At 69.8% G+C, this 22,630-nt stretch carries 17 protein-coding genes; 14 read left to right on the top strand and 3 right to left on the bottom strand.

Annotation, left to right across the window (positions count from 1 at the left end):
- Positions 1-23: 23 nt before the first annotated feature.
- The gene (locus FNH08_RS17525) at positions 24-1,031 is read right to left on the bottom strand and encodes a hydroxyacid dehydrogenase (RefSeq protein ID WP_152772423.1); all 1,008 of its coding nucleotides are present in this window, start codon (positions 1,029-1,031) and stop codon (positions 24-26) included.
- 400 nt (positions 1,032-1,431) lie between these two features.
- Here FNH08_RS17525 and FNH08_RS17520 point away from each other — a divergent pair, with 400 nt between their 5' ends.
- From FNH08_RS17520 to FNH08_RS17480, 9 genes are all read left to right on the top strand, one after another.
- Positions 1,432-2,676: an FAD-binding protein gene (locus FNH08_RS17520; protein WP_152772422.1), complete on the top strand. Its 1,245-nt coding sequence runs from the start codon at positions 1,432-1,434 to the stop codon at positions 2,674-2,676.
- A 266-nt stretch (positions 2,677-2,942) separates the two neighbouring features.
- Positions 2,943-4,175 (top strand): ROK family transcriptional regulator, encoded by a 1,233-nt coding sequence (locus FNH08_RS17515; protein WP_322724721.1) that lies wholly within the window; start codon positions 2,943-2,945, stop codon positions 4,173-4,175.
- Positions 4,176-4,385: 210 nt separating this feature from the next.
- Positions 4,386-5,648: an ABC transporter substrate-binding protein gene (locus FNH08_RS17510; RefSeq protein WP_152772421.1), complete on the top strand. Its 1,263-nt coding sequence runs from the start codon at positions 4,386-4,388 to the stop codon at positions 5,646-5,648.
- A 20-nt stretch (positions 5,649-5,668) separates the two neighbouring features.
- Positions 5,669-6,634: a carbohydrate ABC transporter permease gene (locus FNH08_RS17505; RefSeq protein ID WP_152772420.1), complete on the top strand. Its 966-nt coding sequence runs from the start codon at positions 5,669-5,671 to the stop codon at positions 6,632-6,634.
- On the top strand, positions 6,631-7,527 hold the full coding sequence (locus FNH08_RS17500; protein ID WP_322724720.1) for a carbohydrate ABC transporter permease: 897 nt from the start codon (positions 6,631-6,633) through the stop codon (positions 7,525-7,527). The genes FNH08_RS17505 and FNH08_RS17500 overlap by 4 nt, the downstream gene beginning before the upstream one ends.
- Before the next feature lie 12 nt (positions 7,528-7,539).
- A complete protein-coding gene (locus FNH08_RS17495) occupies positions 7,540-10,416 on the top strand; it encodes a glycoside hydrolase family 2 TIM barrel-domain containing protein (protein WP_152772419.1) in 2,877 nt (958 codons plus the stop codon).
- 105 nt (positions 10,417-10,521) lie between these two features.
- A complete protein-coding gene (locus FNH08_RS17490; RefSeq protein ID WP_322724718.1) occupies positions 10,522-11,553 on the top strand; it encodes an ABC transporter ATP-binding protein in 1,032 nt (343 codons plus the stop codon).
- A 1-nt stretch (position 11,554) separates the two neighbouring features.
- Positions 11,555-12,358 carry an ABC transporter permease gene (locus tag FNH08_RS17485; RefSeq protein ID WP_152772417.1) on the top strand — a complete coding sequence of 268 codons (804 nt, stop codon included), beginning with the start codon at positions 11,555-11,557 and terminating at the stop codon, positions 12,356-12,358.
- Positions 12,359-12,363: 5 nt separating this feature from the next.
- On the top strand, positions 12,364-13,164 hold the full coding sequence (locus FNH08_RS17480; protein ID WP_322724716.1) for an ABC transporter permease: 801 nt from the start codon (positions 12,364-12,366) through the stop codon (positions 13,162-13,164).
- Here FNH08_RS17480 and FNH08_RS17475 read toward each other — a convergent pair.
- Together FNH08_RS17475 and FNH08_RS17470 are read right to left on the bottom strand one after the other, a co-directional pair.
- Positions 13,143-14,375, bottom strand: coding sequence for a sensor histidine kinase (locus tag FNH08_RS17475; RefSeq protein WP_152772416.1), 1,233 nt, complete (start codon positions 14,373-14,375; stop codon positions 13,143-13,145). The genes FNH08_RS17480 and FNH08_RS17475 overlap by 22 nt on opposite strands.
- Before the next feature lie 116 nt (positions 14,376-14,491).
- Positions 14,492-16,801, bottom strand: a complete 2,310-nt coding sequence (locus tag FNH08_RS17470) for an MMPL family transporter (protein WP_322724715.1) — start codon at positions 16,799-16,801, stop codon at positions 14,492-14,494.
- Between the two features lie 271 nt (positions 16,802-17,072).
- On the opposite strand from FNH08_RS17470, the gene FNH08_RS17465 reads away from it, so the two are divergent.
- From FNH08_RS17465 to FNH08_RS17445, 5 genes are all read left to right on the top strand, one after another.
- Entirely contained in the window at positions 17,073-18,023 is a 951-nt protein-coding gene (locus tag FNH08_RS17465) for a TIM barrel protein (protein ID WP_152772414.1), read from the top strand.
- 9 nt (positions 18,024-18,032) lie between these two features.
- Positions 18,033-19,466 carry a sugar porter family MFS transporter gene (locus tag FNH08_RS17460; protein WP_152772413.1) on the top strand — a complete coding sequence of 478 codons (1,434 nt, stop codon included), beginning with the start codon at positions 18,033-18,035 and terminating at the stop codon, positions 19,464-19,466.
- A gap of 58 nt (positions 19,467-19,524) precedes the next feature.
- Positions 19,525-20,541 carry a Gfo/Idh/MocA family protein gene (locus FNH08_RS17455; protein WP_152772412.1) on the top strand — a complete coding sequence of 339 codons (1,017 nt, stop codon included), beginning with the start codon at positions 19,525-19,527 and terminating at the stop codon, positions 20,539-20,541.
- A complete protein-coding gene (locus FNH08_RS17450) occupies positions 20,538-21,407 on the top strand; it encodes a sugar phosphate isomerase/epimerase family protein (RefSeq protein ID WP_322724714.1) in 870 nt (289 codons plus the stop codon). The genes FNH08_RS17455 and FNH08_RS17450 overlap by 4 nt, the downstream gene beginning before the upstream one ends.
- Positions 21,408-21,515: 108 nt before the next feature.
- Positions 21,516-22,595 carry an endo-1,4-beta-xylanase gene (locus tag FNH08_RS17445; RefSeq protein WP_322724713.1) on the top strand — a complete coding sequence of 360 codons (1,080 nt, stop codon included), beginning with the start codon at positions 21,516-21,518 and terminating at the stop codon, positions 22,593-22,595.
- Positions 22,596-22,630: the final 35 nt, after the last annotated feature.

Here is a 22,630-nt window from a genome sequence, read left to right as displayed (position 1 = left end):
GGTAGGGGCGGCGGGGGCGAGAATCACGCCGTGTGCCCCAGCGCGGAGCCGTCGACGGCGTGAGCCAACCGCTGTCCGGCGCACAACCGCTCGGCCTCCCCCGTGACCGCGAGGCCGAGGCGCGCCACCTCGTTCCCCTGCGAACCGGCCAGGTGCGGGGTGATGAAGGCGTTCGGCAGGTCGAAGAGGGGCGAGGACGCGGGCAGTGGCTCGGGGTCGGTGACGTCGAGGATCGCGCTGATGCGCCCGGCGCGCAGCTCGTCGATGAGCGCGTCGTGGTCGACGAGCGCGCCGCGTGCGGTGTTGATCAGGACGGATCCGTCCGGCATCAGGGCGAGTTCGCGGCGGCCGACCAGATGGCGGGTCTCGGGCGTGTCCGGGGCGTGGACCGTGACGATGTCGGAGGTGCGCAGGAGGTCGTCGAGCGGCAGCAGGGGTACGCCGAGTGCCGCGGCCCCGGCCTCGTCGACGTACGGATCGGTGAGGCTCGGCCGCAGGTCGAAGGGGCGCAGCAACTCGATGAGGCGGCGCCCGATGCGGGAGGCGCCGATGATGCCGACGCGTCGGCCGTAGTTGCCGATGCCGGGGACGATCTCCCAGCCGGGGTGGACCCGTTCGGTCCTCAGGCGCTCCCTGCTCACGAAGAGGTCCTTGCCCGCGAGCAGGATCATGCCGAGCGTGTACTCGGCGACGGGCAGCGCGTTGGCGTCGGCCGCCGAGGAGACCGTGACGCCGCGCTCCCACACCGCTGGGGTCGTGAAGCCCTTCACCGAGCCCGCTGAGTGCAGGATCGCCCGCAGCTTCGGCGCCGCGTCGAGCACCGCCTCGTCGACCGTGGGGCAGCCCCAGCCCGTGACCAGGACCTCGGTCTCGGCGAGCTTGTCCCGCACCCGGGGGTCGGCGAAGTTCTCGGCCACCAGTGTGGGATCGATGTCCACGGCGTCACGCAGGCGGGCCAGCACGTCCGGCGGGAAGATCCTGGGCACGTTCTCGGCGGTCATGGCGAACAGGGCCACGGGACGCTGGGGCAAGGAAGGGCCTTCCGGCTGGTGGGCGCAGGGACAGCAACCGGTCCCAACGTAAGCGGCGGCGCGCGAGGGGGTCAATGAACCGCGTGCGGGCGGGAGTTGGAACCGCCTCGTTCCGCGCGGAAGAAGAGAAGCACCCCCGGCGGAGGGGGAGAAGAGAGCCGGGGGTGCTGCGGACGGCGGACGGGGGAATCCGTCATCCGCACTGGAGACTCGGCAGCCGACGGCCGATAACAGAAATTCGGCGACCCGGAATCTCGTACGTGCACCGGGTGATCAAGAGGAACGGTTGATCAGGCGGTCCCCTTCGGTTGAGATTCCGTCGTACAGGCCGGAGCGCACGGCACGCGCGAGCCGGCACCTGTGCTACGGCCACCGGACTTCCAGGGAAGGGACACCGGGGATGAGCGACACCCTGACCAACTGGGCGGGCAACATCACGTACACGGCCAAGGAGCTGCACCGGCCGCACTCGATCGAGGGGGTGCGGGCGCTGGTCGCGGGCAGCGACGCGGTGCGGGTCCTCGGCAGTGGGCACTCGTTCAACGAGATCGCCGAACCGGGCGGCGAGGGCGTGCTGTTGTCGCTGACCGAGCTGCCGCCGGTGGTGGAGGTGGACACGGCGGCCCGTACGGTACGGGTCGGGGGCGGCGTACGGTATGCCGAACTGGCCGCCGCCGTGCACCGGCACGGGCTCGCCCTGCCCAACATGGCCTCCCTCCCCCACATCTCGGTGGCCGGTTCGGTGGCGACCGGCACGCACGGGTCGGGCGACGCCAACGGCTCGCTCGCCTCGGCCGTGCGTGAGGTGGAGCTGGTCACGGCGGACGGGGAGGTCGTCGTGATCGGCCGTGGCGAGCCGCGCTTCGGCGGGGCGGTGACCTCTCTGGGCGCCCTGGGTGTCGTCACCGCGCTCACCCTCGACCTGGAGCCCGGTTTCGAGGTGAGCCAGCACGTGTACGTGGACCTGCCGCTCGCGGGGCTCGACCACGCGGCCGTGGCGGCGACGGCGTACAGCGTGAGCCTGTTCACGGACTGGCGGGAGCCGCGCTTCAACCACGTCTGGGTCAAGCGGCGTACCGACCAGCCGCCGGCGGACTTCCCGTGGGCGGCGCCCGCGACCGAGGCCGTGCACCCGGTGCCGGGGATGCCCGCCGAGAACTGCACGCGGCAGTTCGGGGTGCCGGGCCCCTGGCACGAGCGGCTGCCTCACTTCCGGGCCGAGTTCATCCCGAGCAGCGGGGCCGAGCTCCAGTCCGAGTACCTGCTGCCCCGGCCCTGCGCCCTGGACGCGCTCCACGCGCTGGACTCCGTACGGGACGTGATCGCGCCCGTGCTCCAGATCTGCGAGGTGCGGACGGTGGCCGCCGACGAGCAGTGGCTCAGCCCGTCCTACGGGCGGGACACGGTCGCCCTGCATTTCACGTGGATCGACGACACCGCGGCCGTGCTGCCCGTGGTCCGGCGGGTGGAGGAGGCGCTGGAGGCGTTCGACCCGCGACCGCACTGGGGCAAGGTGTTCACGGTCCCGTCGGCGGTGCTGCGTGAGCGGTACCCGCGGCTCGGTGACTTCCGGGCGCTGGCCGAGGAGCTGGATCCGGCGGGCACGTTCCGGAACGGGTTCGTACGGGACGTGCTGGGCGACTGACGCCCGCACTCCTCGCGCCGTATACCCTGACGTGCCACCCCCACCACCGACGGACTTTGTAAACCCCCTTTCCTAACCCCTTGTCGAAAGTCCCGGCAGGCCATAGCCTTGCGCCGCGCCGGAGCCGACGGACGGGCCTGGCCATTGGCCGGAAGGAACGAGGGAGATCTCGTGTCGGTGGTGCTGTGCTTTCCCGGGGGACAACCCCCGGACCCCCGGCCGAAAGGACGGGTGAGCACCCAGCGACGTGCAGCGAGGGGGGTCCAGTGAGGCACCGCACATCACGTGACATCCGCACCGCGAACCGCTACGAGGTGCTGCGCCAGATCATCGCCCAGTCGCCCACGTCCCGGCAGGAACTGGCCGCCGCCACCGGGCTGAGCCTCGCCACGGTCGCCACCCTCGTGGGCGAGCTGCTCGATCTGCGCATGATCACGGAGGTCGGGTTCGAGGACTCGGCGGGCGGGCGCCCCCGGGGACTCGTGGCCGTCAACGCGTCGGGGGGCGCGTTGATCGGCGTGGACATCGCGGAGACGTACGTCCGTGTCGAGCTCTTCGACCTGGGGCTGAACGTGCTCGCGCGCGCCGACGAGGACATGCGCCCGGGCGAGAGCCGCCCGGAGCAGGTCGTCGGCCATGTCGCGGCGGCCGTCGGCTCGGTGGTCACGCAGGCGGGGGTCGAGGGTGCCCGGGTGCTGGGCGTCGGGGTGAGCGTGCCGGGGCAGGTCGACCGGGACACGGGCGTCGCGGAGTACGCCCCCAACTGGGACTGGCACGACGTGCCGCTGCTGGACATGCTCGCCGAGCACATCGCGTACCCGCTGTACCTGGACAATCCGCTGCGCGCCTGCGCGGTCGCCGAGCAGTGGTTCGGCGCGGCCCGTGGGCGCGGGGACGCCGTGGTCGTCAACCTGGGCACCGGGGTCGGTGCCGGACTGGTCCTCGGCGGGGGGCTGCACCGGGGTGTCAGCAACAGCGCCGGCGAGTGGGGGCACACGACCCTCGTGCTCGACGGGCGGCTGTGCCACTGCGGCAACCACGGCTGTGTGGAGACGTACGTCGGCGCACCCGGGATCATGCTCAATCTGAGGGAGCTGAGCCCGAAGAGCACGCTGCTCCATCCCGAGGACCAGACCGCCACCATCGACGCGCTCGCCCGCGGGGTCGCCGAGCGGGATCCGGTGGCCCTCAAGGTCGTCCGCGACACGGCCCGTTACCTCGGCGCCGGTATCGCGGACCTCGTCAACCTCTTCAACCCCCAGGTGATCGTGCTCAGCAGCTGGGTCGCGGCCGCGCTCGGCGAGCCGCTGCTGACCGAGGTGCGCGAGGCCGTGGCCCGGCACGCGCTGCGCCGCCCGTTCGCGGCGACCGAGATCGTCCTCTCCCCCATCCCCACCGACCCGGTGTGCCTGGGGGCGGCGACCTTCGCCCTGGAGGGCGCGCTGTCGTCGATCGGCGGCCAGCGGCCCACCCGGCGCACCGCCCGCTCCAGGGACTGAGCGGCGGGGAGGGGAACCCACCCCTCCCCCAGCACCACGTTCGACATCCCGAACCGGACACAACGCTTCGAGCAGACTTCGTCCAACCCCTTGCCGAAGCCTTAGCCGAAGGTTAACGTCCGGCTCCGCACCTCCCTTCGAGCCACCTGGCACTGAGCGACCGCTGAGCGACAGAGCCGCAAAGCCGCATCTCGAGACAAGGACGTCAGCATGTCGGCATTGAGCAACAGCAACTGGGACCGCCGCACCGTTCTGCGGGCCGCCATGGGCCTGGCCGCCACCGGCGGACTGGCCGCGTGCGGCAGCAACACCGGCCGCAGCAGTGGCGGTTCGGGCAAGAGCCTCGTGCAGATGTTCCACGCGTACGGCGAGGCGGGCACCGAGCAGGCCATCAAGCGCTACGCGAAGGCCTACAAGGACGCCAACGTGACCACGCAGTGGATCACCAGCGCGGACTTCGAGAGCAAGCTCTTCTCTTCCCTGCTCACCAAGAACGCGCCGGACGTCTTCGAGTTCCACCCGCAGATCCAGATGATCAAGAGCGGCCAGGTGGCGGACCTGACCGACATCGTCGAACCGGTCAAGGACGACTTCAACCCGGCCGACATCAAGTCGCACACGGTCGACGGGAAGATATACGGCGTCCGGATGATCGACGACCCGCAGTTCTTCTTCTACCGCAAGTCGATGCTGGAGAAGGCCAAGGTCGACGTGCCGACCACGCTCGACGAGCTGATGGAGGCCGCCGACAAGCTCACCACCGGCAAGGTCAAGGGCCTGTACCTGGGCAACGACCTGCACAACGTCATCAACCCGATGATCTGGTCCGCGGGCGCCGACACCCTCAACGAGAAGAACGAGATCGCCTACCACACGGACGGCGTCGTCGAGGGCATCAAGAAGATGCGCAAGCTGTTCACCAGCGGAAACCTTCTCCTCGGCGCCCCCACCGAGTCCTGGGACCCCTCCTCGCTCAACCAGGGTCTGTGCGCCATCCAGTTCTGCGGCATGTGGGCGATGCCGCAGATCCAGGACGCGCTCGGCGACGACTGGGGCATCTTCCCCTTCCCGAAGACCGTCGACTCCGGCAAGCAGTCGGTCTACAACGGCGGCTGGTCGATGTTCGTCAACGCCAAGAGCAAGAACGTCGAGGCGGCCAAGGAGTACGTGAAGTGGCTGTGGATCGACCAGAAGAAGTACCAGGAGGACTGGGCCACCTCCTACGGCTTCCACATCCCGCCACGCACCTCGCTCGCGAAGACCGCCACCAAGCTCAAGTCGGGCAACGCCGCTGAGGGCGTCAGGCTCTTCAACGAGTTCGGGCACTTCGACAACATCGGCTGGACCCAGGCCATGATCACCGCCCTTGAGGACGTCTTCGCCAACTCCGTGCGCAAGAGCATGGACCCGGAGAAGGCTCTCGACAAGGCCGACGTGGCCGTCAACCGCGAGCTCAAGAAGCTGTTCGGATAGGCCGCGGGACGGACCACGACATGTCGACGACCACGACGCGCGACCTCGCGCGCCCCGCCACGGCGAAGGCCTCCCCGGCCAAGCCGCGGCGGGGTCTGCGGGGCAGCGCCACCTTCAACTTCTGGCTGTTCACCGGGCCGTTCCTCATCGGTCTGGCGATCTTCGTCTACACGCCGATCCTCTGGAGCCTCTGGCTCAGCTTCTTCGAGGCCCGCTTCACCGTCACGCCCGACAAGTTCGTCGGCTTCGACAACTACACGTACATGCTGACGAACGACGACTTCGTCGGCTCGCTCGGCACCTTCACCGTCTTCGCCGCCTTCATCGTGCCCACCACCTGGGCGCTCTCGCTGGGTCTGGCCCTGCTGGTGAACCGGCTGCGCTTCATGCGGGCGTTCTTCCGGTCGGTCTTCTTCCTGCCCACCGCGGTTTCCTACGTCGCCGCCTCGCTGATCTGGAAGATGTCCATCTTCAGCGGCGTCCGCTTCGGCCTGATGAACACGGTCCTCGGCTGGTTCGGGGTGGAGAACATCCCCTGGCTGATCGACCCCAACCCGCCCTGGTACTGGCTGGTGATCGTGTCCGCCCGACTGTGGCTGCAGTCCGGCTTCTACATGATCCTGTTCATCGCCGCGCTGCAGAACATCCCGGACGAGTTGTACGAGGCCGCCTCCATCGACGGCGCCAAGCCGGGCTGGCAGACCTTCTGGTACATCACCCTGCCGCAGCTGCGCGCCACCTCCACGGCGGTGATCCTGCTGCTGCTCGTCGCCGCGTACCAGGCCTTCGACGAGTTCTTCAACCTGCTGTCCAAGACCACCTGGGGCCGCCCGCCCCTCATGGAGCTGTACTACAAGGCCCTGGGCGAGAGCCAGGACTACGGCGCCGGCAGCGCGGGAGCGCTCATCCTGACCGTACTGATCTGTGCCGTGACCCTGCTCCAGGGCAAGCTCATGGGCTTTGGAAGGGGGGACGAGTCCAAGTGACCACCACCATCCCCGAGGCGCGGAAGTCCGCGCCGGCGTCCGGCAAGCCCGGTCGCGTCAGGCGCGGTGGCGGCGTGATGAGCTCCACCGGCCTCTACGTCGCCACGGGCGTCGCCGCCCTCCTCTTCCTGGTCCCGTTCTACATCCTCGTCCGCAACGCCCTCTCCACCGATGCCGAGATCACCGGCGAGAACTGGAAGTTCTTCCCCACGGACATCCAGTGGGGCAACATCAGCGAACTGTTCTCCGACGAGACGGTCCCCTTCGCCCAGTCCCTGTGGAACTCGGCGGTCGTGGCCACCCTGCACACCGTCGGCGTCCTGCTGGTGTGCTCCCTCGCCGGCTACGGTCTCGCCCGCATCCCGTACAAGCACGCCAACAAGGTCTTCTACGCCGTCCTGGGCACCCTGATGGTCCCGACCGCGGTGACGTTCGTCCCCAGCTTCGTGCTGGTGTCCTCGCTCGGCTGGGTGGACAGTTACCGAGGTCTCATCATTCCGGGCCTCTTCAGTGGTTTCACCTGCTTCCTGTTCCGGCAGTACTTCCTGGGGTTCCCCAAGGAGCTGGAGGAGGCGGCGCGCGTGGACGGACTGGGCTACTGGGGCGCGTACTGGCGCATCGTGGTGCCCAACTCGCTGAACTTCTTCGCGGCGATCGCGACCATCACCTTCATCGCCGGCTGGAACGCCTTCCTGTGGCCGCTGGTCATCGGCCAGGACCCGAGTGCGTGGACCGTCCAGGTCGCACTCTCCAGCTATATGACCAACCAGACCGTCGTCTTCCACATGATCTTCATGGCCACGGCCGTTTCCATCCTGCCCCTGGTGTTCGTGTTCCTGTTCCTCCAGCGCTGGCTGGTGCAAGGTATCGCTCAGACCGGCATCAAGGGCTGAACTAGGAGAACGATGACTTCCCGCACCACCCCCACCCCGTCCGTCGACTATGTCGAGGACGTCTCACCCGGCAGCGGTGCCTTGCCGCCGCGCGCCTGGTACGCGTCCTCCGACGCCACATCCCTCTCCCTGAACGGCGACTGGCGCTTCCGTCTGTCGCCGACCGCGGACGCCGAGGACGACTCCTTCGCCGCGGAGGGGTACGACGCCGGGGACTGGGCGGAGGTGGTGGTCCCCGGCCACTGGGTCCTCCAGGGCGACGGGGCGTTCGGTGCGCCGATCTACACCAACACCCTGTACCCGTTCCCGGTGGACCCGCCGCGGGTGCCGACCGAGAACCCGACCGGTGACCACCTGCGGGTGTTCGACCTGCCCGCCGAATGGCCTGCGGACGGCAGCGCCGTGATCCGGTTCGACGGGGTGGAGTCCTGCGCCCGGGTGTGGCTCAACGGCACGGACATCGGCGAGTTCAAGGGATCCCGGCTGCCGCACGAGTTCGCGGTCGGACATCTGCTGAAGGCGAAGGGGAACGTGCTCGCCGTTCGCGTCCACCAGTGGTCGGCGGGCTCGTACCTGGAGGACCAGGACCAGTGGTGGCTGCCGGGCATCTTCCGTGACGTGACGCTGCTGCACCGCCCGGCGGGCAGTGTGCTCGACTTCTTCGTGCACGCGTCGTACGACCACGTGACCGGTGCGGGGACCCTGCGCGTCGACTCCGACGTCGACGGCAGGGTCACCGTGCCCGGCCTCGACATCGATGTCGCGACGGGCGAGCCGGTGACCGTGCGGGTCGAGCCGTGGACCGCGGAGACCCCGCGCCTGTACGACGGTGTGCTGGTCACCGAGGGCGAGCGGGTGCCGCTGCGGATCGGTTTCCGGACCGTCGTCCTGGAGGACGGGCTCATCAAGGTCAACGGAAAGGCGATCCTCTTCAAGGGCGTCAACCGGCACGAGTGGCACCCGGAGAAGGGCCGCAGCCTGGACCTTCAGACCATGCGCGAGGACGTGCTGCTGATGAAGCGGCACAACCTCAACGCGGTCCGCACCTCGCACTACCCGCCGCACCCGGCCTTCCTCGACCTGTGCGACGAGTACGGGCTGTGGGTCATCGACGAGTGCGACCTGGAGACCCACGGCTTCGTCGAGCAGGCCTGGCGCGACAACCCCGTCGACGACGACCGGTGGACGCCGGCCCTGCTCGACCGCGCGGCCCGCATGGTCGAGCGCGACAAGAACCACCCGTCGGTCGTCATGTGGTCCCTCGGCAACGAGGCCGGCACCGGTCGCGGCCTGACCGCGATGGCCGAGTGGATCCACGGCCGGGACGGCTCGCGGCTCGTGCACTACGAGGGCGACTGGAACTGCCGTGACACCGATGTCTACTCCCGGATGTACGCCGACCACACCGAGGTCGAGCGCATCGGGCAGAACCTGGACGGGGGTACCCACAAGCGCCGCGGGCTCCCCTTCATCCAGTGCGAGTACGGGCACGCGATGGGCAACGGGCCGGGCGGGATCGCCGACTACCAGCGGATCTTCGAGGCGTACGAGCGGCTCCAGGGCGGCTTCATCTGGGAGTGGATCGACCACGGGATCACCCACCCCGAGCTGGGCTACGCCTACGGCGGTGACTTCGGCGAGGAGCTGCACGACGGCAACTTCGTCTGCGACGGGCTGATCTTCCCGGACCGGACGCCGTCGCCGGGCCTCGTCGAGTACAAGAAGGTCATCGAGCCGGTCCGCATCGACGGTGACGCGGCCGACGGCACCGTACGGATCACGAACGCGTACGACTTCGCCGACCTGTCCGCGCTGGCCTTCGAGTGGGCGTACCAGGTCGACGGCGAGACGGTCGAGGCGGGCGCGCTGTCGGTGCCCGCGCTCGCGCCGGGCGAGTCGGCGGAGGTGAAGCTGCCCCCGCCGCCCGCGAACAGCACGGGCGGCGAGACGCAGTGGACGGTACGGGCGCTGCTGGCGGAGGCGACCGCGTGGGGGCCGAAGGACCACGTGATCGCGTGGGCCCAGCTCCCCGTCTCCGGACGGACCTCGCCGACCGTCGCCGCGTCCACGGCTCCCGTGCCCGGCGAACGGCTCATCACGCTCGGCCCGGCCGCCTTCGACGCCCGCACGGGCGCACTGCGATCCGTCGGCGGGGTCGACGTGAGCGGGCTGCGTCTGGACGTGTGGCGGGCTCCGACCGACAACGACGACGGCGCGTCCTGGCAGGACGACACCCGCTGGGGCGTGCTGTGGCGCAAGAACGGCCTGCACCGTATGCGGCACCGGCTGGACGCCGTCGAGTTCGGCGACGACGCGCTGACCGTACGGACCCGGGTGGCACCCGCCGCCTGGGAGGTGGGCCTGCGCACCGTGTACCGCTGGACCTCCGACGGGACGCGGCTGAAGCTGACCGTGTCCGTGGCGCCCGAGGGCGACTGGAAGGTGCCGCTGCCGAGGCTCGGCATCCGCTTCGGCCTCGCCGAGGCGGATGGGGTGAAGTGGTTCGGCGGCGGTCCGGGCGAGGCGTACCCGGACACCAGGTCGGCGTCGGTGCTGGGCCGTTGGGAGTCCTCCGTGGACGAGCTCCAGACCCCGTACGTACGCCCGCAGGAGAACGGCGCCCGGGCCGACGTCCGCTGGGCGGAGCTCGGGGGCTTGCGGATCGAGGGCGACCCGGAGTTCTGGTTCAGCGCCCGGCGCTGGACGACCGAGCACTTGGACGAGGCACAGCACCTCACCGACCTCACACCCGGCGACACGGTGTGGGTCAACCTCGACCACGGCCAGCACGGCATCGGCTCGCAGTCGTGCGGTCCGGGACCGCTGCCGCAGTACTTCCTGCGGGCCGAGCCGACGGAGTTCTCCTTCGTCTTCTCAAGGATCGGTTAATCGATTGACCATTTGATCGACATTCCGCAAGGCTGAATCCGATCCTCCGCGGCCGACCGGCTCCCGCTGGTCGGCCGCGATTCACGTGTCCCGGAGGTTCGTCGAGTGTCCGGAAGTATCGAGGTCCGCGGTCTGTCCCGGACCTTCCACACCACCGTCCGCCGCCCCGGGTTCCTGGGCGCCGTCAGATCCCTGGTCAACCCGGAGCGGGTGGCCAAGCACGCCGTCCGCGACATCAGTTTCGACGTCGCGGCCGGAGAGCTCCTGGCCCTGCTCGGACCGAACGGCGCGGGCAAGTCCACCACCATCAAGGTGCTCACCGGCATCCTCACCCCCACGTCCGGCGAGGCCCGGGTCGCGGGCGTGGTGCCGTACGAGGAGCGCGAGCGCAACGCCCGCAACATCGGCGCCGTGTTCGGGCAGCGCACCCAGCTGTGGTGGGACCTGCCGGTGCGCGAGTCGTTCGCGATCCTGCGCGACATCTACGAGGTCCCGAAGGCCGAACACGCGGCACGCCTCAAGGAGTTCGACGAGCTGCTGGACCTGTCGTCCTTCTGGGACACGCGGGTGCGGCACCTCTCACTGGGCCAGCGCGTACGCAGCGATCTGGCCGCCGCGCTGCTGCACGACCCGCCCGTGGTGTTCCTCGACGAGCCGACCATCGGCATGGACGTGGTGGTCAAGGAGCAGGTGCGCGAGTTCCTGCGGTACCAGGTGAGCGAGCGGGGCCGGACGGTGCTGCTCACCACGCACGACATGACGGAGGTCGAGCGGCTCGCCGAGCGGGTCGTCCTCATCAACCACGGGCGGCTCGTGCTGGACGGGCCCCTCGACGAGATCCGCCGGAAGTTCGGCTCGACCTGGCAGGTGCGGGCGACGCTCGCCGACGCGCACGCCGACGTTGTGCCGCTGCCGGGCATCGCGGTGCTGCGGCAGGACGGGCCGCAGGTGGTGTTCGGCCCCGACGGGCCAGACGCCCCGACCGTGCACCAGGCGCTGAAGGCCGTCATCGAGCGGTACGAGGTGACGGGCATCGCCATCGACGAGGCGGAGCTCGAGGACGTGATGCGGGCCGCCTACGCCCAGGCCGGACCCGTCGCGGAACCGGTCGCGGAACCGGTCGCGGAAGGGGCCTGAGATGGCCCTTCTGCACGCGTGGCGCACCGCCCGCGTCACCCCGCTCGGCGAGCTGCACACTCCGCCCCGGATGACCGCCGTCCTGCTCCGCCTGACGGTGCAGGTGGTCCTGGTGGCATCGCTGTGGCACGGCCTGTACTCGCACACCGGGACCACCGCCGGACTCTCCGAGGACCAGGCGGTCACATACGCGGTCCTGGCCGTACTCGCCTCGCGCCTCAGGGAGCTGGACCAGTACGCGGGCCGGGACACCGTGCTGCAGCACATGCACTTCGGCACGATCGTCTACTGGTACCTCCGTCCGCTGCCGCCGCAGCGCTACCACGCCCTGCGTGCCGTCGGAGAGCAGTTGTACGGGTTCGCGTGGGCGCTGGGCGGATACGCGGTCTGTCTGGCGGCCGGGGTGGTGGAGCCGCCCAGGTCGGCCGCGGTGGCGGGGGTGTTCGCGCTCAGCCTGGTGCTCGGCCAGCTGGTCCTCTACTTCGTGATGCTCGTCCTGGACCAGCTGTGCTTCTGGACGGTGCGCAACACCGCGGCGGCGCTGATCCTGATCTTCGCGCAGAACCTGCTGTCCGGGGTGTACGCGCCCCTGTGGTTCTTCCCGGACTGGTTCATCACCATGAGCGGGTTCCTGCCGTTCCAGGCCACGCTGAGCGTGCCGCTGTCGCTCTACATCGGGCGCATCCCCCTGTCGGACGCGCCCGCGCAGCTGGCGATCCAGGCGGTCTGGGTCGTGCTGCTCTTCCTGTTCACCCGTTTCCTGTGGCGGCAGGCCGCCCGCCGTGTCATCTCCCAAGGAGGCTGAGCCCTGTGAACGGCGTCCGGATCGCATGGCGCATCACGGTTCTCAACTTCCGTGCCCAGCTGGAGTACCGCACCGAGTTCCTGCTGATGGTCGCGATCGGCGCGATCTGGCAGGTGTCGGTGATCGTCTTCGCGACGGTGCTGCTGTCCCGGTTCACGGGGATGGGCGGCTGGGACAGTTCGGAGGTGTTGCTGATCCCGGCGACGCGAATGCTCGCGCACGGGTTGTTCGTGCTGGTGCTGGGGCGGATGCACTACGTCGGCCGGCAGATCCAGGAGGGGAAGATCGACACCTACCTGGTGCGCCCCATGTCGGTGTACCGCCAGGTCCAGCTCTCCTACTTCCCCACCAACGCGATCGGTGACCTGACGGTGGCGGTGGGGCTCATGGTGGGCGCGCTCAGCCGCAGCGAGCTGGACTGGACGGCGGGCCGGATCTCGTACCTGGTCGCCGCGGTCATCGGCGGCATGCTGCTGGAGGCGGCCCTGTTCACGGTGGTGGCCTGCGCCGCCCTGCGCTTCCCGGCCGCCGACTACTGGGGCCGCTGGCTGGAGGAGTTGCTCGGCACGTTCGGCAGCTATCCGCTGAACGTCCTGCCGAAGGCGGTGGGTGGCCTCCTGACGTACGGCCTTCCGCTGGCATTCGTCGCGTACTTCCCGGCCGCCGTCCTCACCGGCCATGGCCACGACACGGGCGTCCCGTACTGGCTGGCGGCGATCTCCCCGCTGCTGGGCGTGCTGGCGTACCTGGGGGCGCGGCTGCTGTGGCGGTGGAGCCTGTCGCACTACACGGGGGTGAACGGCTGACCCCTGCCGTCCCGGGCCTGCGGATGGAGGGGCAGGGCGGTGGTGACCTCGAAGCCGCCGTCGGGGCGGGGGCCCGCGCGGAGTTCGCCGCCGACGGAGTGGGCGCGTTCACGCATGCCCATGAGGCCGAAGCCGCGGCCCCCGCCCGATGCCGTGAGGGCGGGCGCCGGTGCGGTGGCGGGTGCGTCATTGGTGACCGTGATGATCACTCGGGCGTCGGAGTAGGCGAGGCGTATGTGCGCGGCTTCCGTGGCGGCGTGCTTGGTGATGTTGGTGAGGGCCTCCTGCACGATGCGGAACGCGGTCAGGTCGACTCCCGGCGAGAGCGGCAGTGGCTCTCCCTCGGTGGTGAGGGTGACATCGAGCCCGGCGGACGCGCAGGCCGAGATCAGCTCGGGGAGGCGGTCGAGCCCTGGGGACGGTTTCAGCGGGTCGGAGTCCGGGTCGCCGGTCTGGCGCAACAGGCCGACGGTGGCCTTGAGTTCGCGCAGGGCGGAGGACGTGGTGCCGGTCAGGTCGGTGAGGATCTTCTTCGACTGCTGGGGGCTGGCGAGGGCGAGGTGCGCGGCGGTGCCCGCCTGGGCGTTGGCCAGGGCCAGATGGTGGGCGACGACGTCGTGCAGTTCGCGGGCGATGCGTACGCGCTCCTCGGTGACGCGCAGCCGGGCCTCCTCCTCACGGGTGCGCTCGGCGTGTTCGGCCCGGGCCTGCACGGCCTCCGTGTAGGCGCGCCGGGCCCGGGTGCTGCTGCCCGCGGCGAGGGGCAGCAGCAGCCAGAGGACGGGGCCGAGCACCCTGAGGGTGACGGAGATGTCCGTGGGATCGTTGAGCGCTGACGTGAGCACCAGCGCGGCCACGGTCGGGAGACCGTACACGCGCGTGGTCCTGTTGTCGGTCATGGCGGCCAGCCAGTAGAGGGCCATCATCACCGGTGCCAGCAGGAGGGGTGTGAGCAGGTAGTTCAGTACGCTCGTGGCCACGGTGCCCGCCGCGACCACGATGAGGGCGGCGCGTGGGTGGGTACGGCCGTTCACCAGCGCGAGGCAGGAGACGGCTGCGAGAACCACGGCCGGCCACTGCTCGTCGGGGGCGTCGGTACCCGGTGTGCTGAGTGCGGCGCCGAGAGCCGCACAGGCCACCAGTGCCAAGCCCGTCGCCACGTCGACGGCACGGGGGTGGCGGTCCGCGTATCGCTCGAGGTTGGTGATCATGTGTTCTCCGGTGCGTGGGCTGGGGCCATGGTGGACGATTTCCCCGGGAACGGCGACGGGGGCCGCCCGAGGCCGTGCACCTCGGGCGACTCCCTGGTCGGGCGCGTGGGGCCGGGTCAGACGCGCGCCTCGGCGGGGTCGTCCGCGTCCGTGCTCGTGCCGTCGAGGCCGACGTCCACGGCCCGTGCCTTGAAGCGCCCGTCCCCGTTCCCGTCCGTGTCCGTGTCCGAGTCCGTGGCTGTGTCCGAGTCCGTGGCCTCGCCGTCGGCCGGCGGGCGGTTGAGGGACGCGCCCTCCACGTCGACGTCGGGCAGCAGCCGGTCCAGCCAGCCCGGCAGCCACCAGGCCCGGTGGCCGAGCAGGGCCAGGACGGCGGGCACGATCGCCATGCGGACCACGAAGGCGTCGAGCAGGACGGCGGAGGCGAGCCCGAACCCGATCATCTTGATCATGGAGTCGGGTTCACCGACGAACCCGGCGAACACCGCGATCATGATCAGCGCCGCCGCCACGACCACCCGGGCGCTGTGCCGGAAGCCGGAGACGATCGCCTGGCCCGGCCGCTCCCCGTGGACGTACGCCTCGCGCATCCGGGAGACGAGGAAGACCTCGTAGTCCATGGCGAGACCGAAGACGATGCCCACCAGGAAGATCGGCATCAGGCTCATGATCGGGCCGGTCTGCTGCACCCCCAGCAGTTCCGCGCCGTGGCCCTGCTGGAAGACCACGACGACCGCGCCGAGGGAGGCCAGCACCGACAGCAGGAACCCGAGGGCCGCCTTCAGCGGGACCAGCAGGGAGCGGAAGACGACCAGCAGGAGCAGGATCGCGAGGCCGACCACGACCACGAGGTAGGGGACCAGAGCGGCCTGGACCTTGTCGGCGATGTCGATGTTCACGGCGGTCTTGCCGGTGACCTCGAAGGTCGCGCCGGTCTCGGACTCGAGGCCGGTCCGTTCGCCGCGGATGGTCGTCACCAGGTCCTTGGTCTTCTCGTCGGTCGGCGCGGTCGAGGGCACCACCGAGAACACGGCGGTGTCACCCGCGTCGTTGAACCGGGCCGGAGAGACCGACACGACCCCCTTCGTCCCGCCGATCTCCTTCGAGATCGTCTGTGCCGCGCCCTTGGCGTCGTCGGTGCCCTTGGCGTCCACGACGACGGTCAGCGGCCCGTTGAACCCGGGCCCGAAGCCCTCGGCGAGCGCGTCGTAGGCGCGGCGTTCGGTGGTGGAGGTGGGCTTGGCCTCGTCGCCGGGCATGCCCAGCTGCAGCTGCGTCATCGGCACCGCGAGCGCTCCCAGGCCCACCACTCCCAGCAGGAGGACCGGGATCGGGCGGCGCAGCACGAACCGGGCCCAGCGGCTGCCGCCGTTGTCGTCGGTGCTCTCCTCGATACGGCCGCTCCTGCGACCGCGGCGCGGGAGCACGGCATTGGGCCAGAAGCCCAGGACGGCCGGCACGAGCGTCAGGGCGATCACCACGGCGACGACGACCGCGCCCGCGGCGGCCAGGCCCATCTTGGTCAGCATCGGGATGCCCACCACCGCGAGGCCGGCGAGCGCGATGACGACGGTGAGCCCGGCGAAGACGACCGCCGACCCGGCGGTACCGACCGCCAGCCCGGTCGCCTCCTGGGGCGTACGGCCCTTCGCGCGCTCCTCGCGATAGCGGGAGACGACGAACAGCGCGTAGTCGATACCGACCGCCAGGCCCAGCATCATGGCCAGCGTTCCGGTGGTCGAGGACAGGCCGAAGGCGCTGGACAGGGCCATGATCGCGGCCATGCTCGCACCGACGCCGACGGCCGCGGTCAGCAGCGGCAGTCCGGCGGCGGCCAGCGACCCGAAGGTCATCAGCAGCACCACGGCGGCCACCGCGACACCGATGATCTCGGCCGGCCCGCCTGCCCCGCCGCCGTCGTCCAGCGCGTCACCGCCGGCCTCGACGGTCAGGCCCGCGTCCTGGGCCTGGTCGAGGGCGCGGTCCAGGTTCTTCTTGGCGGTGTCGGTCAGGTCGGCGGCCTTGACCTTGTAGGTGACGGTCGCGTACGCCGTCGTCCCGTCCTTGCTGACCGCCTGCCCCTTGAAGGGGTCAACAGCGCCGGCGACCTGCGTGCCGCCCGCCATCTCGTCCACGGCCTTCTCGATGGCCGCCCGGTTGTCGGACGCGGTCACCTTCTCGCCCTTGGGGGCGACGAAGACCACCCTGGCGGTCGCGCCGTCGGCACTGGCCCCGGGGAAGCGCTGCTCTATCAGGTCGAACGCCTTCTGGGACTCGATGCCGGGCATCGAGAACTCGTCGTCGGACGCTGCCGGGGCTCTGAGGCCGGCCAGCCCGACGGCGGCCAGGACGGCCGCCCAGATCAGGGCGACGTACCAGCGTCGCCGGAAGGCCAGACGGCCCACTCGGTACAGGAAAGTAGCCACGGCAGGAGTTCTCCACATCTGGTGTCGACTGCCTGCCCAGGCTTTCCCGGAGCGGGTCCTCCGGTCGTCGTGCGGCTACCGTCAATCTCCCGTACTGAGAACGCAGTACGGACCGCCTCGCCCTTCCACCGAGGGACCACACGGGGGTCATCCCCAGGTTCCTGGCAACAACCTATTGACATGACATTTGAACAGGGTCATCGTACTCAAACTAGAGCGCACTAGTAGAGCGCAACAGTCACCCGGAACCCATCCCCGAAGGGGACTCACCATGGCAACGGCGCCAACGTCACTCCGCACCACCGTGGGCAACCTGTGCCTCGGCTCCGCACCCGACTCATGGGGCGTCTGGTTCCCCGAGGACGAGCACCAGGTCCCGTACTCCCGTTTCCTCGACGAGCTGGCGCAGGCCGGTTACGAGTGGCTGGAGCTCGGCCCGTACGGCTATCTCCCCACGGACCCGGCCGTCCTCGCGGAAGAACTCGCGGTACGCGGCCTCAAGGTCTCCGGCGGCACCGCCTTCGGCGCCCTGCACCGCCCCGAGGCCTGGGACGACATGCTCGCGCACGTCCGGCAGGTCGCCACGCTGACCGCCGCCGCGGGCGCCCACCACCTGGTCCTCATCCCGCCGATGTACCGGGACGAGAAGTCCGGCGCGTTCACCGAGAACCCGGAGCTGACAGCCGAGCAGTGGGCGGGCTTCGGCAAGGCCGCCGACCGGCTGGGCAGGCTGCTCCTCGACGAGTACGACGTGCGCCTGGTCATCCACCCGCACGCCGACAGCCACATCCAGACCCAGCCGGAGATCGAGCGGCTGCTCAACGAGTCCGACTCCCGCTACACCAACCTGTGCCTGGACACCGGCCACGTCGCCTACGGCGGCGGCGACAACCTCGACCTGATCCGCCGGTTCGGCGAGCGCGTCGGCTACGTCCACATCAAGCAGATGGACCCCGAGATCCTCGCCCAGGTCGCCGCCGAGGACCTCTCATTCGGCGAGGCCGTCAAGCGCGGTGTGTGCGTGACCCCTCCGGCGGGCGTACCGAAGCCCGCCGACGTGGTGGCCGAACTCGCGCGGCTGAACGCCGAGTTGTTCGTGATCGTGGAGCAGGACCTGTACCCGTGCGCTCCCGAGGTGCCGCTGCCCATCGCCGTGACGACACGTGAGCACCTGGCCGGCTGCGGCCTCACGGGCACGCGTCGCCCGGCCATCAGCGAGTAGGAGGTGGGCATGGGTATCAAGGACGACGCGCAACAGGCTCCCACCGCACCCTCCACGCTCCTGGACGACGCCCCTGTGGCGGTCTCCCGGCGGCTGCGGCTCATCACGGTCATCGCCACCTTCGGCGGACTGCTCTTCGGGTACGACACCGGCGTCATCAACGGCGCCCTGCCGTACATGACGGACGACCTGGGCCTGACCCCCTTCACGGAGGGCATGGTCACCAGCTCGCTGCTCCTCGGCGCGGCGCTCGGGGCGGTCGTCGGCGGCCGGCTGTCGGACGCGCGCGGCAGGCGGCGCAACATCCTTCTGTTGGCCGTGCTGTTCTTCGTCGGCGCGCTGGGCTGCACGCTCGCCCCGACCACCGCGGTGATGGTGGTGGCGCGGTTCGTGCTCGGCCTCGCGGTCGGCGGCGCCTCGGTGACGGTGCCGGTGTACCTCGCGGAGATCTCGCCCGCCGAGCGGCGCGGCGCCCTGGTCACCCGTAACGAACTCATGATCGTCAGCGGGCAGTTGCTGGCCTTCACCTCCAACGCGATCATCGCGCGGGTCGGCGGCGAGTCCGGCGGCGTCTGGCGCTGGATGCTCGTGATCGCGACGATCCCGGCCGTCGTGCTGTGGTTCGGCATGCTGGTGATGCCGGAGAGCCCTCGCTGGCTGGCCTCCAAGAGCCGCTTCAACGAGGCCCTGGACGTGCTGAGGCAGGTCAGGTCCCAGCAGCGGGCCGAGGCCGAGCTGCGCGAGGTCACCGCGCTCGCCGTCAAGGACGAGCAGGAGAAGCTCGGCGGCTGGCAGGACATGAAGTCCGTCCCGTGGGTGCGCAGGCTGGTGTTCGTGGGCTTCGGCATCGCGATCGTGCAGCAGATCACCGGCGTCAACACGATCATGTACTACGGCACCCAGATCCTCACCGACGCCGGCTTCGCCGCGGACAGCGCGCTCACGGCGAACATCGCCAACGGCGTGATCTCCGTGCTCGCCACGTTCGTCGGCATCTGGCTGCTCGGCCGGGTCGACCGACGCCCGATGCTGATGACCGGTCAGCTCGGCACGACCGGCGCGCTGTTGCTGATCGGTGTCTTCTCGCTGGTGCTGCCCTCGGGCGACGGCCGGGCCTACGCCGTGCTGGCGATGACGGTCACGTTCCTCGCCTTCCAGCAGGGCGCGATCTCGCCGGTGACGTGGCTGATGCTGTCGGAGATCTTCCCGATGCGGATGCGTGCCTTCGGGATGGGTGTCGCGGCGGTCGTCCTGTGGCTGACCAACTTCCTGATCGGCCTGGTCTTCCCCTCGCTGGTCTCCGGCATCGGGATCTCGAACACGTTCTTCCTGTTCGTGGTGGCGGGTGTCCTGTCCCTCACCTTCGTCAAGCTGTACGTCCCCGAGACGCGCGGCCGCACGCTGGAGAACCTGGAGACGGAGCTCCGCGCCCGCTATTCATGACTCCTGACTCCTGATTCCTGAGCATCCGCTCTCAACAGGCTCTTTGAAAGGAAAACTCATGACTGTGCGCGTAGGGGTCATCGGCGCGGGCTGGATCGGCCAGGAACACATCCGGCGCCTCACCGAGGTCGTCACCGGTGCCGCGGTCACCGCGGTCACCGACATCGACGCGGCGCGCGCCGAGGAGGCGGCGGCCCGGGTCGGCGCCCGGGTGTACGCGACCGGCGCGGAGCTGATCGCGGCGGACGAGGTCGACGCCGTGCTCGTCACCTCCTGGGGGCCGACGCACGCCGAGCACGTCCTGAACGCGATCGCCGCCGGCAAGCCGGTGTTCTGCGAGAAGCCCCTGGCCACGTCGGCCGAGGACTGTCTGAGGATCGTCGAGGCCGAGAGGGCGCACGGCCGCCGCCTGGTGCAGGTCGGCTTCATGCGCCGCTACGACGCGGGCTACCGGCAGATGAAGGAGGTCATCGCGTCCGGCCGGATCGGCGAGCCGCTGGTGGTGCACTGCGCCCACCGCAACCCGACGGTGCCCGAGACCTACACCTCCGACATGGCCGCGCTCGACACGGCGGTGCACGAGGTCGACGTGCTGCGCTGGCTCCTCGACGACGAGATCGTCTCGGCCCAGGTCGTCACACCGCGCGCCACCAGCAAGCGGTTCGCGCACCTGAAGGATCCGCAGATCATGCTCTTCGAGACCGCGAAGGGCGTCCGGATCGACCTCGAAGTGTTCGTCAACTGCCAGTACGGCTACGACATCCAGTGCGAGGCGGTCGGCGAGGAGGGTCTCGTACGGCTGCCCGATCCGTCCTCGGTCGCCGTGCGCACGGCGGGACAGCACGGCACGACCGTGCTCACCGACTGGGTGGGCCGCTTCGTGGACGCCTTCGACACCGAGTTCCGCGAGTGGGTCGCGAACCTCGCGGCGGGCAACGAGCCCGTCGGTCCCTCCGCCTGGGACGGCTATGCCGCGACCGTCATCACCACCGCCACCGTCGAGGCCCTGAACTCGGGCCGCGTCGTCGGTACGGACATGAAGCCCCGACCCGCTTTCTACGGAGGCACCGCGTGAAGATCGCCCTCGACCCCTACATGCTCCGCTCCCTGCCCCTCGACGACATGGTGCGCACGGTCGCCGAACTCGGCTACGAGTACATCGAGTTGTCACCTCGCGAGGAGTTCATGCCGTTCTTCCTCCACCCCCGGGCGGACGACGAACGCGTCGCACAGCTGAAGAAGTCCCTGCGCACCCACGGCGTCCAGCTGTCCTCCGTCCTGCCCCTCTACAAGTGGTCCTCACCCGACGAGACCGAACGGCAGGCCGCCGTCCGCTACTGGAAGCGGATGATCGAGATCGCCGCCGACCTCCAGTGTCCCCTGATGAACTCGGAGTTCAACGGCCGTCCCGAGCGCGCCGCCGAGAGCGAGGCCGCCTTCTGGCGTTCCCTGGAGGAACTGCTGCCCCTGTTCGAGCGGGAGGGCATCGCCCTGAACCTGGAGGCCCACCCGGACGACTTCTGCGAGGAGAACACCCCCGCCGTCGACCTCGTCCGCGCCATCAACAAGCCCTGGGTGAACTACCTCTACTGCGCCCCGCACACCTTCCACCTCTCCGGCGCCTCACAGGTCGGCGCGGACATCGCCGCGATGATGCGCTACGCCGGCGACAAGCTCCAACACGTCCACATCGCCGACTCCTTCAACCACAAGGGCTCCTCCGGGCTGCGCTACATCCTCAATCCGCCCGGCACTCCCGCCCGCATCCACCAGCACCTCGACATCGGCCAGGGCGAGGTCGACTGGGACACCTTCTTCACCACCCTGCGGGAACTGAACTTCGACGGCGTCGCCACCTCCTGCGTCTTCGCCTGGGAGGAACGCGCCAAGGAATCGTCCGCCTTCATGCTCGACCGCATCACCAAGGAACTCACTCGGTAGGCCCGGTGTCCGGGGGAGGACGCCCCTCGCCCTCCCCTCTTCACCGGCAACCTTTGGCCCGTCGGCGGCAACTGGAGGGCGACACCCCCACACCCCCGAGGAGCCGCCGTGTCGCACCCACCGAGATCCCACCGTCGACGTGCCCTCCGTCCCCTCCCCCTGCTGGCCGCGGGCGCGCTCGTGGCGACGGCCGTCGTCGCGCTCCCCCAGTTCACCGAGCAGGCCTCGGCCGCCACCACCCTGCGTGGCTACGCCGACGCCCGCGGTGCGAGGATCGGTGCCGCGGTGGCAGACGGGCCGTTGCAGAACGAGTCGGCGTACACGACCGTCCTGGACCGGGAGTTCAACTCGGTCACCGCGGAGAACGCGATGAAGTGGGACGCGCTGGAGCCCAGCCGCAACTCGTACAACTGGGCCGCCGCCGACCGGCTCGTCGTGCACGCCACCTCCCACAACCAGGGTGTACGGGGCCACACCCTCGCCTGGTACGCGCAACTGCCGTCCTGGTTGAAGAACGGCAACTTCTCCGCCACGGAGCTGAACACGCTCCTCAAGAAGCACATCGACACGACCGTCGGCCGCTACAAGGGCAAGATCTACGCGTGGGACGTCGTGAACGAGGCGTTCAACGAGGACGGTTCGATGCGCAGCTCTCTGTGGCAGGACAAGCTGGGCACGGGCTACATCGCCAACGCCCTGCGCTGGGCCCACGCGGCGGACCCGGCGGCGAAGCTGTACATCAACGACTACAACATCGAGGCGGACAACGCGAAGAGCGACGGTTTGTACAACCTGGCCAAGCAACTCCTCACCCAGGGCGTCCCGTTGCACGGCATCGGCTTCCAGTCGCACTTCGTGGTCGGCGGGGTGCCGAGCTCGATGAAGGCGAACCTGAAGCGCTTCTCGGATCTGGGCCTGGAGGTGTCCGTCACCGAGCTGGACATCCGTATTCCGCTCCCCGCCTCCTCCGCGGAACTCGCCCAGCAGTCCACCGACTACAAGACGGCCACCGAGAACTGTCTGGGCGTGCCGCGCTGCGCGGGCGTCACGGTGTGGGGTCTCACCGACAAGTACTCGTGGATCCCGGGCACGTTCAGCGGGTACGGGGCGGCCCTGCCGTACAACGAGAGCTACGCGGCGAAGCCGGCGTACACGGGGCTGTCGAACGGGCTGAACCCCAACGCCTAGGTACGACGAGGGCCCGGGACCGGCGTCGCCGGTCC

This window comes from Streptomyces spongiae, assembly GCF_009377185.1.
Taxonomy (GTDB): Bacteria; Actinomycetota; Actinomycetes; order Streptomycetales; family Streptomycetaceae; genus Streptomyces; species Streptomyces spongiae.
This window is presented reverse-complemented; position numbering and strand designations above follow the sequence as displayed.

Coding starts and splice junctions, on each gene's coding strand:
- FNH08_RS17520 (WP_152772422.1), top strand. CDS start 1,432: ATGAGCGACACCCTGACCAACTGGGCGGGCAACATCACGTACACGGCC.
- FNH08_RS17510 (WP_152772421.1), top strand. CDS start 4,386: ATGTCGGCATTGAGCAACAGCAACTGGGACCGCCGCACCGTTCTGCGG.
- FNH08_RS17505 (WP_152772420.1), top strand. CDS start 5,669: ATGTCGACGACCACGACGCGCGACCTCGCGCGCCCCGCCACGGCGAAG.
- FNH08_RS17495 (WP_152772419.1), top strand. CDS start 7,540: ATGACTTCCCGCACCACCCCCACCCCGTCCGTCGACTATGTCGAGGAC.
- FNH08_RS17485 (WP_152772417.1), top strand. CDS start 11,555: ATGGCCCTTCTGCACGCGTGGCGCACCGCCCGCGTCACCCCGCTCGGC.
- FNH08_RS17475 (WP_152772416.1), bottom strand. CDS start 14,375: ATGATCACCAACCTCGAGCGATACGCGGACCGCCACCCCCGTGCCGTC.
- FNH08_RS17465 (WP_152772414.1), top strand. CDS start 17,073: ATGGCAACGGCGCCAACGTCACTCCGCACCACCGTGGGCAACCTGTGC.
- FNH08_RS17460 (WP_152772413.1), top strand. CDS start 18,033: ATGGGTATCAAGGACGACGCGCAACAGGCTCCCACCGCACCCTCCACG.
- FNH08_RS17455 (WP_152772412.1), top strand. CDS start 19,525: ATGACTGTGCGCGTAGGGGTCATCGGCGCGGGCTGGATCGGCCAGGAA.